The organism is Ignavibacteriales bacterium, assembly GCA_015709675.1.
In the GTDB taxonomy this organism is placed as follows: Bacteria; Bacteroidota; Ignavibacteria; order Ignavibacteriales; family Ignavibacteriaceae; genus H2-BAC3.
This window is the reverse complement of record CP054182.1, coordinates 3,642,882-3,657,298: the sequence shown is the minus strand read 5'-3', so window position 1 is coordinate 3,657,298 and position 14,417 is coordinate 3,642,882. Positions and strand designations below refer to the sequence as shown.

Below are 14,417 nucleotides of genomic sequence, written 5' to 3'. Positions count from 1 at the left end.
GCTCAATACTGCGAGCCGATGTTGATAGTCAGGTAAAATCCGCCGACATCTTTTTTGAATTTGCCGTAGAGACTTTCCACCCCTTCGTCAAAGAAGCGGACAACATAGTAGCGCAGGTTAATACCGACCAGATTCTCTTTATCCAGGCCGAAATTGGCTCCGAAGCCGATATAACCGCCGGCAGTGTATTTTGCCTGAGCGTAGCCCAGAGAGTTAAAAAACTCACGGGAGTAGGGGGTGGTCACGATCATGGAGGGGCCAAAGCCAAAATTGATGTAAGGCCGCAGGTTATCGCTCAGGACCTGGTCGAACAACCGGTAATGTGCCCCGAAATTCAGAGGCATGAGCAGCAGACGGTTCTTTTTGCCGAATACAATCGGCTGGCCGTAATAGTCAATGTATTCAATTTCCTTGTCATCCTTGGTTTCGGAGATGGAAAAATCGGCGAAAAAGGTAAAACTGCTGTTAAGCTGTTTCCGGTAAAAGGTGCCCAGTCCGAAGCCACCTTCTCCAAAAAGGAGGTCAACCCCCCAGGAGTTCTCCGGGAAGACGATCGGCTCTTTTTCGGGGGCCATTTCACCAATACCCTGGGCATTAACCCCGGGGGCGGATAAAAGCAGTCCGGCAAGCGCAAGTAAGAATATTTTCCTGAGTTCCAGCATCATGTTTTCTTTGGGAAACAATTATTATAATTTAGTGACAAGATTAAATAATTTCCTGCTCAAACTCAATAGTAAAAATTTATGCCATCCAATCTGGAAATCAAAATAGCCGTTCCTTCCTTCACGGAAATCCTTGAAAGACTGGCCGGATGTGACTGCCGTTACACCGCCCTGATCAGGCAAAAGGATGTTTATTACCGGAATGAGAAGGGGCTGCTGAAACTCCGGGTGCAGGAAAAGGGAAATGAACTTATTTTTTATAACCGTGATGAGATTTCCAGCCAGAGAAAATCTGATTATCATATTCTTCATGTACCTGATGATGCCGAGGAATATTTTGCCCGGATTTTTACGGTGGATGTGACGGTGGAAAAGGTCAGGCAACTTTATATGTATAAAAATACCCGGATTCATCTTGATACCGTTACCGGTCTTGGTGAGTTTCTTGAACTTGAAGCGGTTGTTACCACCACTCTGGAAGAGGCGCAGGAGGAGTTTGACTTTCTTTTCAGGCATCTGGAACTGGCAAAATATTCATCAATACGGAAATCATACAGCAATCTGCTAAAGGAGAAACAATTATGATCCTCTTCAGGGGAGAGCAAAGAATACCTGATGCCACCGCGCTCGAGCAGAAGTATCTTAATCACCAGGACTTAAAGAAACTGATTATTCTGGTGCCCACAAACCGGAGGGTGCGTGAACGTGTGCGACAGATTATTGAATCTTTGCCCGGAAAAATTTCAGGAACACTCTACGTTGAAACGTATGCAACGCTCACCAGAAAACTGTATGAACGGCTCCCGGACAGCCCGGAATATATAAGCCAGGTGCAGGGTTTATATCTTCTCAGGAAGGTTCTTAAAACCACGGAGATGTTTTTTGGCGGGGAGATTACCAGGGAAATACCTGCAACACTGCTGGAAAATCTTCATCATGCCATAACCGAATATAAACGCTATAATATATCCCATCAGGATCTGCTTGAGAATCTTGAGGAGTCAGAACTTTCTGCTTCAATGAAACGGAAAGGAATGGATTTTGCCAACGCGTATGAAGGATATTACGCGCTGCTTGAAGAAAAGTCGCTCACGGATGATTCACTTGCATCAGTCCGGCTCGGCAGTCTGGATGATGAGCAGTTCGGGAAGATATTCCGGGCGGTTTTTCCGGACGCGGAGACGCTGCTGGTAAGCGGATTCACCGAATTTGCCAATCCTGAAATTGATTTGTTTAATAAAATCGCCGGATCGGAGGGGATGAATGTAACCGTAACGCTGGATTACTTTTCAGGAAATCCTGGATTGTTCGGAGGAATTGCCAAAACAGCCGATCAGTTAAAGACTGCGGGATTTCTTGAGGCCGCGGAAACTGAGCCCGCCGGAGGAGGGAAGAGTTTTGGTGAGCAGCTCCGCAGAAGGTTTTTTTCTGATTATGATAATCAGACACCGAAAAATACTTCATTCACCGGGAGTATATATAAAACCACACCCGAGACTCCGCTTCATGAAGTGACTGAGGCGGTAAGACTGACAGCACAGTGGCTTGATTCCGGAAGATATAAACCAGGTGAAATCTGCGTTGTGGTGAATGATATATCCTCCTATGCATCACTTTTACGGACCACCTTCGCGGAGTCCGGCATTCCGCTTAATCTGACCGACCGGTACCGCCTTGGCTCCGTTCCCCTGCTCAATTATTTTTCAAAGCTTTTTACTATTGAGGGGGGGGACTATTTTCACAAAGATCTTGCGGCGTTAATTTCAGGCGGTGTCCTGCCGACATGGCTGACACTCTCAGAGTTTCATGAAATAGCCGGAGAACTGCGCGTGACACGCGGTTACCGGAGCTGGATGGATCAGATCGCCAGGAAATCCTCTTTCTGGGAACGTGAGGAGAAAGCAAGAAACCGTGAGCGGTATATAAAGATTGCCGCTGAACTGAAGAGAGTACTGGAAATGATCCGGGGGTGGCATAAGGAGTTCAGAGTAAACCGCACCGCGGCTGAGTTCAGAAAACTTTTCAGTGAATTTATTTCCGCTTCAGGTTTTAAGAGAAAAATTCTTACCGCGGGAGCAGATGCCGAGCTGGTCATTGCCGGTTTTGAGTATTTTCTTTCGGAGCTTTTCGGAGCGCTTGATATATATATATCAGAGGAGCCGGATACGGTTTTTCCCCCCTCACATTACCGCGAAATGGTGCAGACAATTATACGCACCACCCGTTTTAACCTTCGTGAGGAGCCGGATGCACAGGTGCTGGTGACCACACCGGAGGAGATACGAGGGCTTGAGTTCAAAGCGCTGATTGTGCTCGGACTGTATGATGGTAACTTTCCGGTGCCATACCGCAAAAAGCTCTTTTTCGGAAGGGAGATCCCGGGTGATGAGCGTATTCATGCAAGCGGACAGGCATTCCTTTTTTACCAGATGCTGCTTGCCTGGAAGGAAACCCTGGTTCTTTCTTCACCTGTACGCGGAAGCAGGGGAGAGTTTTCGCCATCAGTGCTGCTCAGGGAGTTTGAAAATGATTTTGAACTGACACCATTGACTCCTTCGGCTGGAGGCGGGAAATTTTATGCCCCGCTGGAAGCGGCTGAATATAATTCCCGGCTGCTCTACTCTCCTGGTAATGCAGTGCCGGATATACCTGGTGAACCGGACCTTGCAGAAAAAATCAGACTGCAAAAACTGAGAAGGAATAATGATACAGCAGCAAAAGAATATGCCGGAATTATTCCGCCGGAGATTCTTGCCGCGGGGAAGCTTAAGCCAAGGATATCGGTGAGTTCGCTTGAAAGCTATCAGAAGTGTCCGCAGATGTACTACTACCAGTATATACTCAGTCTTAAAGAACATGAGGAGCCGGAAGACGGTATAAAGGCAGTAGAACTGGGTAATTTGCTGCATGAGGTATTCCGCAGGTTTTATGAGGGAAAGAACGGCAATGAGGTTGTGCCGGATGAGGATTACCCCGTTATCAGACAGATTGCTGAAGAGGTATTCAGCAGCATCAATTTTGATACACCGGTAACCATGTATGACCGGCTAAAAATTGTTGGCGGGGATAATAATGATACCGGTACACTGCTTTACGAGTTTCTGGAAAATGAGGCACGTGAACAGATTTTTAAGCCTGTTCTGTTTGAAAAGGAGTTCTCTGCAGAATATACACTACCCGGAAGTCAGGAGCATACGTTTGTTCTGAAAGGAGTAATTGACCGCATAGAGGTTAATAAAACACTTGGCATCTGTTCGGTTGTTGACTATAAAACCGGAAGTAAAATTCCCGGAGCAACGGATATGAAGGAGGGAAGGTCATTGCAGCTTCCTCTCTATATGTCGGTGGCAGGAAGGGTGCTTAAGGAGGCAGGAATTACGGGGGATTATGAACCGGCGGAAATGTATATATACAGAATTGACAAAAGGAAGGGAGAAGTTGAGAAAAAGAAAATCAGGGATAAAAGCACCAGCCGGAAGAACTTAGAAAAACCGGATCATCTTGCTGCCATGAAGGAGTATCAGTCAGAAATGATGGCTCAAAACCGGGAGAAAATACTGGAATACGCCGGCAGTATCTATAGCGGCAAATTTACCCTGCTGAAGGATTATAAACCCTCAGCGGCACCATGCAGCTACTGTGCGTTTCATGATATCTGCCGGGTGAGGGAAAGGGAAGAAGTGCCGGAGGAATAGTGTCCCGTAGAGGTGAAGCAAAGTAGGACTGGTGAATGCACTGGTTGAATAACCTTGTTTAAGACTCATCAAGAATTTTTAGAAAATCTCAACATCATACCGTGCGCTGAACCGTGTATAGGTAATCTATTATTAGTACCAAATTTCACCATATCTTCTCTTAACCCGTAGCGTGGGTGGCCAATTATCTGAGGTTAACACGATATTCCTCCGATGGCACGCAGATTTTAAACGGATGCAGAGGCAACGCGGATGAAAACGGATTCGAAATACTTACTGCTTTTATAATCTGAAAGGGAAAATTTATCCTGGCTGTCATTACTATCCTTTATGTCCTTAAATAAATCCGAATAAATTATTTCCCAATTGTTTACCACCTCACAATAGTAACGTAACTGTTCAAAATAAAAAAAGCCGGAAGTTTTTCCGGCCTTTTGTGCTTTATGGTTATTTCAGCAGAATAAGTTTTTTCGTATCGGTGAAAGCGCCTGAACGCAAGCGGTAGAAATAAATTCCGGAAGTGAGGCCGGTTATCTCTGAAGTGTTCAGAGTGTAGTAATGATATCCAGCCTGCCTGTATTCATCAAGCAGAACGGCGATGTGCTTGCCCATAATATCATACAGCTCTAGAACTGCTCTGCCTTCCTGAGGGAGCGCAAAACTAATAGTGGTAGAAGGATTAAACGGATTCGGGTAGTTCTGTCCCAATGAATATTGAACTGGTATTCCGGTTTCATTTTCCAAACCAGTGGTGATTGAAATTATCGATGACGCTGCGTTAACAACAACCGGATTTTCATTAAGCCGGAGTTTCTCGAGGGTTACCTCTGTTAATGCCGTTGCAGCACCCGGCTTTACCCTGAAACGAAGTACAGCAATCTGTGCTCCCTGCAGGTTGTCAAGTTTATTTACCCCGGCAGCGGCAATATATATACGTCCGTCAGAATGTTTGAACTCCTTCACGAAGGAGACAACCGCTGCAGGCCATTGCAGTGAGGTGAATTCAAGCAGGTTTTCGTCGTAGGCGAAATTACCTTCAAACGAGTAAATATTGTTTCCGTTGGCAAGCTGAAGCGGGATGTCCACAGACTGTCCGGGGATTGCCTGTATGTTTGTCATATTTGCTGCACCTGCTGCTGCTCCGCTGCCGCCGTATGGAAGCGAAGTTACGATTCCTGTTATAAACCGCAATATGACAGAAGCATCCAGTGCGGAAATTGTGTTGTCAGTGGTAACGTTTGCATTCCTTTTCTGCAGGGGGCTTAAAGGCAGTCCGCCAGGCAGTGTAATATGCTGAAGTACCAGGGATGCATCATATGCCTGAACGCTTCCGTTAAGATCAACATCACCAAGATTGACCTGCTGAATCTTCACCCAGCCGTTCAGGGTATCTGTGGGCACAAGTCCTGTATTAAAAAGTACCGAAGAAAAGTTCAGCGGTATATATTCATTCAAGGCTGAGTTTACTCTGAAACGGAGTTTAACCAGAGTACCACTCTCTGACATCGAAACGGGTGCAGAGGCGGCAAACCGGATGGTGTTTGATGCCGGGTTAATGCTGTGCAGCCAGTCGGAACCGGAAAGCAAAGTGTTGTTAAAGCGGGCATCAATAAAGGTAAGCTTGTCTGTATATCCGCTGATGTTAAATTGTACCGACTGATACTTTCTGCCAGGCGGGATGATTAACTGAACCGGAATTTCAACGGTATCTTCGTTTAATGCATACATTTCAGGAATTGAAATGATATTTCCGGCACTGTTACTTATCCTGAAAACAGTGTTATTTTGAGAGTAATAACTGATAATAGTCTTTTTATTAATGAGGTCCAGTTTATTGCCAAAAGCGGCAGGAGTGGTAAGAATTTCAGCCCAGGTGCTCCCGCCGTTCGTTGAGTACTTTACCTGACCATAAACATCTGCTTTGTATACGATATTTTCGTCAACCGGCAGCACATCACTTTCCCTGAATGAGGGACTGTATGACCAGGTTGTTCCGCCGTCCGTGGTTTTGAAGATTGATGATTCAGAAAAGCCAAAAACTCCGAAACCAATTTGAGGAGTTACAAAAGCAAGTTTCATGCAATAACTGCTTGCAGTAGAATCCCAACTCACTCCTCCGTTAGTAGTGCGCATGAGTTTTGCACCAATCTGAGCCCATCCGTGTGTTCTGTCGAAAAAGTAAAGCAGTAAGGGATTTCCATCAGTTATATGAGACAATACACTCCAGTTATTCCCGCCATCCTGTGTAATGAAAAGTATGCCATTGTCTCCCACTGCATAACCTAATAGAGGAGTAAGAAATTGAAATGCTCTGACATTAAAATGATCAGGGTTGGTTATGTCCTGCCAGCTCATGCCGCCGTTATTGGTTGCAACGAGGAAGCTTTTTCCGGATCCGCTTCCTGATTGCTGAAAATGCATGATAACATGATTTTCGGAAATCGTTTGCACACGGGTTGAAACATATCCTGATACCCCTCCAAAAATTTCGGACCAGGTTTTTCCGCCGTCGGTAGTTTTTAGTGCAGGCGTGTTATATCCTGCTGAGTATCCTACCGATGCATTGAAAAAATCCAGATGGTATATGTTATTGATTCGTCCGTTGAAATTACGCAAGTTAAGAATTCCGGATTCAGTCAGTCTAATTGTATTCTCAAAATAAACAAAAGCAAATCTTGCAGAGCCGCCTGAATAGAGATAAGAAATATTTTGCGCGGGATAACGGTTTTGTACACCTTCAGAGGAAAATAAATAAAGAGAATCTTTTGTATCAGAGAACAGAATAATATTTTGTTCTCCCAGGTCAGAACGGGTAATAGCAGTGATACCGGTGTTTAGTGTTGAAGTCGTGTACATCCCCCCGGTACCGCCGGTCAGAATAATATTAACGATATTGCCCTTCTCGGTGAGAACTGCATTAACTGAGGAGAGCCGGTTTTGTGCCTTTACAATCCAGTTGTCCGGCGCAAATGACTGAATAAAATCCCAAGTGTCACCTCCATCTTTGCTGCAGAGAATCGTATCCGTAGTTACAGCCGTCATCAGTCCATTGGCGCTATAAGCAATATCCCGTATAAATCTGCCGGAGAGCCCGGGTGAGGAAAGAGCAGACCAGGTATTGCCGCCGTTAGTGGTTTTTGAAATTTTACCAGACAGAGAAACATATATACCCTCCTCAGGGCTTTTCATTTCAAGCCGGTCGAAATCGTCATTCAACAACCGCTGAATCCATGTTATGCCGCCATCGGTAGTCATCCAAAGATAATATGTGTAGGAGCTGGCAAAAGTAGCAGTAACTACAAATCCGAATCCGGAAGAATTAAAGTTCATTTGATTTATAAGAACTGGTAATCCTGAGCCAATCTCCCTCAGTTTACGAACCGGCTCTCCCGGAACCATGGGATTATGCTTGTAAATTGATACCACTCCGTTCAGCTCGGCAGCAAAATAAAGCACTGAATCAGAACGATGGCTTACAGCTTTTATTCTGCCGTAGTATGGATTCGGATTAAGTGCCTGAGAGCTGAACTGTGCAGACAGGGTTACGGAAACGAACAGCCAGAGACAAAGAAGCTTTTTCATTTGTATTTCCTTATTTTAAGTAAATCATTTTAATAATTCTTGTTTCATCCCCTTTTGCAATTCTCAGATGATATATTCCTGAAGCAAGATTTTTTGCCTCAAACTGAAGAGTGTGCGTTCCGCTTGTTTTCCATCCTTCATCAACAACTGAAACAACTCTTCCGAGATTATCATATACTTCAGCTCGGATATAAGAATCAGCCGGAAGAGTATAGGTTATTCGTGTAGAGGGATTAAAAGGATTAGGATAATTCTGCCGCAGAGTGAATTCAGTAATCGTGTTTTCCTCATGTAACCCGGTTACACCCGGGGAGAGGTATTCGGTAAACGGCTCTTCGTTAAAACGGTACAGAATGCTGAGCACGGGTGGTTCTGCAGAGTGATTCCTGCGAATTGCATATACTGTACCAAGAGGGACTGCCTGATTGTTCCAGAGGGGTGATGTACCGGCCACGGAGAGAGCAAATGCATCATGTGTTTTCTTAGAGGAAACAAGCGAATTAAGCGCCGGAAAACTTATGCTGTCTGCTTCCCATCCGCTTCCGGACATGGAAATTTTTGTATCAAGTGAAAATATATTCTCAGGCTGATTTGCGTAAAGAATAAACCGGGCGATTCCGTCCTGTATATATTCTGGTCCGGAAGCAAAAATACGCGCGGGGGTCATCGAACTTCCTGAGTAGGGAAGGGAAGTAACCAGTCCGGTGATATACCGGAGGATAACAGATGCATCGAATGCTGAAATTGTGGCATCAGTAGTGACATTTGCGTTCAGTTTCTGCTGGAGATTCAGAGGGATTATTCCGGCGGAGTATTGTAGTACTAATGATGCATCGTAAGCCTGAACAAACCCGTTCAGGTCCACATCGCCGTAGTTGGGCACAAGCAGTGAGATGCTTCCGTTCATGGTATCCGTTGTGGCAGCACCGTTATCAATCAGAGCAGAGAGAAAGTTTAACGGCAGAATACCCGATGCACCAGGTGCAACAGTGAACCAGAGTCTGGCAAGGATGCCCGCGCCCCGGTGAGGGAAGGTTCCGGAAGCGGCAAAGCGTATGGTATTATCAGCACTGTTAACCGAGGTATACCAGTCATTATTCGAACTGATGCTGCCTGATGTGGATAGCGAGTCAAAGATAAGGTTTGATCCGTAACCGTTAAAACTGAATTGTGCTGAGAGAAAATTCCTGTTCAATGGTACATCTATAAAAACATCAATTGGAACCTTGTCACCTGCCACTGCCTGAGTTACGGGGAGTATCAGAGTTCCTCCCGTTGCGGGAGGTTCGTTCAATTTGTGTATACCGCTTGAACTGCTTACCGCCCAGATGCTGCCGTCAGGTGAAAGGTCTATATCATAGACAACCCGGTCGGAGTAACCCATTCCGTCCCGTTCGGCAAACCAGTTAATGCCGCCGTCAGTGGTTTTGTATATATGGGGCCCGCTGATATATCCAATCTTATCCGTAACAAAGAGCGTGGAATAACTGTTGAGCGCGGTATTGGGCACCGTAACGGATACCCAGTTTTCTCCGCCGTCAGTGGTTTTAAGTACGTAACTTCCGCTCCCGGCAGCGTAACCGGTTGACGGTGTGGGGAATGAAATTGAGAGCGCCAGATAATACGCTTTCCTGACCCAGGTTGCACCGCCGTCGGTTGTTTTATGAATGCCGTTGCCCGCGCTTGTAATAAAGCCAGTTGTTTCATTGATAAAATGTATATCATGGATGCTGGCGCCGTCAGGTCCGCGTGAGTAAACCCAGTTAAGTCCGCCGTCAGTGGTTTTAAGAATTGAACCGTTATTTCCTGCCGCGTAACCAGTAAAAAGCCCGGGGAAACTTGCGGCATTTGGCGGTGTGGCACCGGAGGGAATAACGCGTTTGATCCAAGAGGTTCCGCCGTTTGATGTATAAAAGAATGTATCAGACCAGGTGAAAACAACGCCATGGTCCGGGTCAAAGAAACCGGCTTTGGTTGCGTACACACCCTCAATCAGCGGCTGTTCATTCCAGGTGTTGCCGCTGTCGCTGGTTGACATCAGATGACCGCTGGAAAGTGTTACAAATCCTTTTTGCACAGTTGGCCATGTGATTGAAGTAGCTGAGGCAAGTCTTCTGGGGTTAACTTCATACCAGACCGGTTCAGTTGTGCGGCGGTAGATTGCGCCGTACTGCCCGGCGGCCATTGCGGTTCCTGTACCATTCATGGAGACTGACAGTATATATTCGCCAGCCGAACCGGGCACTGACTCAGGCAACCATGTCTGGCCTGCATTGGTAGTGCGGTAGATCATACCGAAGAACCCGGCGGCGATTCCTGTATTGCCGGAAAATTGTATCTCATTAAATGCGGTTGCCGAAGCTAACGTAGTTTCGCTCCAGGTTGCACCGCCGTCCGTGGTCTTTCCTATCTGATTGGAAAGCCCTGCAACAAAACCGGTTGTGCTGCTGATAAACCAGACAGTATACAGGCCGGAAGAGAAGGGGCTTACTGAAGTGGTCCAGGTTGCACCGCCGTCTGTTGTTTTGGCAAACGCGCCGAATGCTCCTGCTGCAAATCCGTCGGTTTCATTGATAAAATGAAAATCAGAGATGCTGTAAACGGTTGAGATATATACAGGTGCAGACCAGCTCTGGCCGCCGTTTGTGGTCTTGTAGATTCTTTCCCCAGCCAATGCATAGCCGGTTTGTTCGGTAAGAAATTGCAGTTTATAAAAATAGGCATCACTTACTGAGGCAATCTCAAACCAGCTTTCACCTCCGTCCGTGCTTTTAATGGTAATATGGTGCGGTATCTCATCACTCCGGTTCGCTGCGGCATAGATAACTGAACCATTAACGGCGTAAAGGTCGGTAAAATCCCTGTTCCCTGCGGGGTTTTGTATCTGTCTCCATGAACTTCCGTTATCAGTTGTCTTAAAAATTACCCCTTGTTCGCCCGCTGTAATCCAGCTTTCACCGGATATATGCCTGATCGCATAGAGAAAATTGCTGCTGGCGGCAGGGAATTTCCACGTCCATTGCTGGGCGGAAATCTGTGAATCACAGATAATGAGCAAAAGAACTAAAAGCAGAAAACGTATCTGTCTGTTCATACTAATTACCTCACCAGTAGCATTTTGATGATAGAGCGTTTACCCCCTGACCGCAGTTCACATAAGTATATTCCGGAAGGATAACTGCTGCCGTCAAACCGGATCTCATGTGCACCGCTTTTCATTATGCCGTAAACAGGGCGGGTCAGCTCGTTCCCGAGTATATCATATATCCTGACTTCGGTAAATCCTTCATGGGCAAGTGAGAACCGGATAATGGTTTCAGGATTAAAAGGATTCGGATAGTTCTGAAACAGGGAAAACTCAGCCGGTACTGAATTCGTTTCAGATGAGGCTGGTGCTCCGTACGTAATAATCTGCGCGCCTGATTCATTAAACTGATAAGAAACCGTTAACTGAGGTTCAAGACCGGGGGGATGGGTGATATATATCCACACTGCTTCTCCGGTGAAATCAATCCAGAAGGGAGATGCTGAGGCAAGCGCAATTCCTGCCTTGTCTGATCCAGCCTTATCAGCTTTCATAACATTCGCGCTTCTTGAACGGATGCTGTCTATCCGCATTCCGGCTCCGGCTGAAGCCAGCAAATCAAGTGAGAAAATACCGGCCCCGTCTGAAAGCTGCAATGGAATCACCGATACAGTATCATTCACTGGCTGATGATTAAGGAAATGAAAATGCGCCAATGTGGCTCCGGTTTCGGCGTAGGGAAGCGAAGTAACCAGACCTGTTATATAACGGAGCACAACAGAGGCATCAAAGGAGGTTATTGCTTCATTTGTGGTGACATTCGCGTTTCTTTTCTGCTGCTTGTTTATCAGAATTGCAGAAACAATATGCCGGAGTATCATTGATGCATCGTACGACTGCACGGCTGAGTTCAGATCAACATCGCCCAGAAACAAAGGAGGATCGTAGGTTTCAAACCACCATGTATCCGAGAAACTGCGCGGCTCACCAAAAGTCACCGGCCTCACTCTCCAGTAGTATCTTCTGCCCAAATCAAGCTGTTCATCAATCATCTGATAAAATGTAAAAGTACTTATCAGTTCAGTAACCGAATCGGAAAAGTCAGGATAAACTGAATACTGAATCTGATAGTACTCTGCATCAGGGAAAGGTTTCCACTGGAATAAAAGCATAAGGGGCAGACCGGTGCTCATATTTGAAGGAGAAAAAAGCGTTTGTACTGCCAGTATATCGGTTCCGGTTTTTTTGAGTATGCCTCCGAATGCGGTTACTGCCCAGAGCCCGCCGTCCGGATTGAGATCAAGATCATAGACTGTCTGGTCAAGCGTGCCGATTCCCGCACGTTCAAGCACCCAGGATGCTCCGCCATTGGTTGTTTTGTATATATAACCTGTGCCTCCGGCAGTATATCCTGTTTCTGCTGAAGTAAATTCAACAGAATGGTGGTTGTTGTCAGGAACGGTAATGGGAAACCAGGTATCACCGCCGTCAGTTGTTTTAAATGCATAGCCCGGCGCGCCTATTGAGTATCCAATCATCGGGGTTGGGAAGCTGAGACTTGAAGCAGTTCCCTCAAGACCGGAAATAAGCTGCCATGAAGTGCCTCCGTTTGTTGTGCGGTAAGTGCCTCCGAAATAGGAGGTCACAAAGCCCTTCTGAGGAGTCAGGAAAAAGACATCATCCAGATTTACCCCCTGAGCCATTGGCAGTGAAAACCATGAAGCACCTCCGTTTGTGGTTTTTAATACCGTTCCGGCAAGCCCTACAGCGTATCCTGTCTGATTATCAGGGAAGTGTGCTTCGGCAATTGAAAAAGTCCCTTCAGGAAGAGCAAAGCGGCTCCAGGTATTTCCTCCGTTTGATGTATAAAAAGCTGAATCCGCGCCTATGAATAGTGTTCCCTGATTCTGATTCGCAAAGATGACTTTGTCAGCATATATACCCTCCCTCATGAGAACTGATGACCAGGTTTCACCACCGTTGCTTGTGCGGAGTAGATGACCGGTTGACATAGTTGCAAATCCCCGGAGTGAATCAGCCCAGTCCATTGAAGTAACTGAAGCCAGCGGAGTATGCTGCAGGAAGAACCAGTCAGGAGAATTGTTCCGCTTAATCATGTTCCCATAAGCACCCGCGGCTATGGCTGTACCGGTACTCTTTGCCTTGATGCTGTATATATCATAAAACTGGCCGGACTGCTCAGATTCCTTCACCCATGTTGCACCGCTGTTGGTGGTGCGGTAGACAGCACCAAACAAACCCGCCGCATAGCCGGTTGAGCTGCCGGAAAAAACGATATCGCTGAATGAGTCGAAGGTGCCGGTTTCATAAAGAGAAAAAGTCTGCCCTCCGTTTGTAGTTTTAATGATGCGTCCGAAGCTGCTTCCGAAATACCCGGTCTGAGCATCAGTAAACCAGATACAGTTAAAGCCCGCGTTCAGGTCGGCGAATACGGCAGTCCAGGTCAGTCCGCCGTCAGTTGTTTTAGCCAGATAACCTGACGCACCGGAGGCAAACCCGGTCTGATTATTAATAAAAAAGAGTTCGTTAAAATTATCAGAGGCCCCCATATATATATTGTCTGAGAAAGTCACGCCGCCGTCTGTGGTTCTGATTAAGCCTCCTCCTGAGAGAAGCACAAGAAACACATCTTCACTGAAAACCCAGATTTTTTCTCCCGCGTGTGAGCCGGTAAAAACCGCGTTCCATGAACTGCCTGAGTCAGTGCTTTTAATTATGCGGAAAGGCTCAGCTTCAGGAGTACCGTATCCTGCAGCATAAAGCACGGATGAACTGAGCTGAAAAATATCTTTGATTGCGCGGTTACCCATGGGGTTAAAAACCTGTGACCAGGAAGTGCCGTCATCGGTACTAAGAAAAATTGCTCCGGCTTCTCCCCCCTTTATCCATCGGCTGCCACCCAGATATTCTACATCATAGATAAAACCTGAACCGGCGGGAGGATTTTTCCAGCTCCATGACTGGGGCTTTACTCCTGAAGCCAAAAGTATAACTATCGAAAGTGAGAACAAAAGAATTCTGCGCGGGGGAAAGAACATAGTTTATCTCCGTCCGGATGGGAAAAATATGGTTGTACGGAGAATGCACAAATGCACTCCCCGGTATGGGCATAGCATTTCCTGGGCTTGCATGGAAAAGCGGTTTTAACTGACAGCGAACAAGAGGGTGAATCCTTTCTTAAAGGTTAAATCTCAGACAACGGGAACCAGCGAACCTAAAGGACTACAAAAAGTGTAAAAGTGTGAAACGGTAATTGTAATACAACCGGGAGTAAAAATAGAAGAATATTTTAAATTGCAAAAATTTTTTTGTGTGATGCAGATTGAATTTCATTCCGCTGTGAGCGGCGTCGCAAGAGGTGTTGCACTAATTCATGAGCAGCAAAAAAACTGCTAATCCGGTGTTTTATCCTTTATCCTCATTCCCGAAATT

The 14,417-nt window shown here is 46.2% G+C and carries 6 protein-coding genes; 2 read left to right on the top strand and 4 right to left on the bottom strand.

The window, feature by feature from the left end:
* Positions 1-2: 2 nt before the first annotated feature.
* Positions 3-644 carry a hypothetical protein gene (locus tag HRU80_14405; protein QOJ30568.1) on the bottom strand — a complete coding sequence of 214 codons (642 nt, stop codon included), beginning with the start codon at positions 642-644 and terminating at the stop codon, positions 3-5.
* 99 nt (positions 645-743) lie between these two features.
* Between HRU80_14405 and HRU80_14400 the strand changes: the two genes are divergently transcribed.
* Together HRU80_14400 and HRU80_14395 are read left to right on the top strand one after the other, a co-directional pair.
* Positions 744-1,247 (top strand): class IV adenylate cyclase, encoded by a 504-nt coding sequence (locus HRU80_14400; GenBank protein ID QOJ29992.1) that lies wholly within the window; start codon positions 744-746, stop codon positions 1,245-1,247.
* Positions 1,244-4,357 carry a PD-(D/E)XK nuclease family protein gene (locus HRU80_14395; GenBank protein QOJ29991.1) on the top strand — a complete coding sequence of 1,038 codons (3,114 nt, stop codon included), beginning with the start codon at positions 1,244-1,246 and terminating at the stop codon, positions 4,355-4,357. The genes HRU80_14400 and HRU80_14395 overlap by 4 nt, the downstream gene beginning before the upstream one ends.
* Before the next feature lie 447 nt (positions 4,358-4,804).
* On the opposite strand, the gene HRU80_14390 is transcribed toward HRU80_14395, so the two are convergent.
* Genes HRU80_14390 through HRU80_14380 form a run of 3 tightly spaced genes read right to left on the bottom strand, consistent with a single transcriptional unit; the run spans position 4,805 to position 14,023 of the window.
* The gene (locus HRU80_14390) at positions 4,805-7,939 is read right to left on the bottom strand and encodes a T9SS type A sorting domain-containing protein (GenBank protein ID QOJ29990.1); all 3,135 of its coding nucleotides are present in this window, start codon (positions 7,937-7,939) and stop codon (positions 4,805-4,807) included.
* 10 nt (positions 7,940-7,949) lie between these two features.
* Positions 7,950-11,033 (bottom strand): T9SS type A sorting domain-containing protein, encoded by a 3,084-nt coding sequence (locus HRU80_14385; protein QOJ29989.1) that lies wholly within the window; start codon positions 11,031-11,033, stop codon positions 7,950-7,952.
* 5 nt (positions 11,034-11,038) lie between these two features.
* Positions 11,039-14,023: a T9SS type A sorting domain-containing protein gene (locus tag HRU80_14380; protein ID QOJ29988.1), complete on the bottom strand. Its 2,985-nt coding sequence runs from the start codon at positions 14,021-14,023 to the stop codon at positions 11,039-11,041.
* Positions 14,024-14,417: the final 394 nt, after the last annotated feature.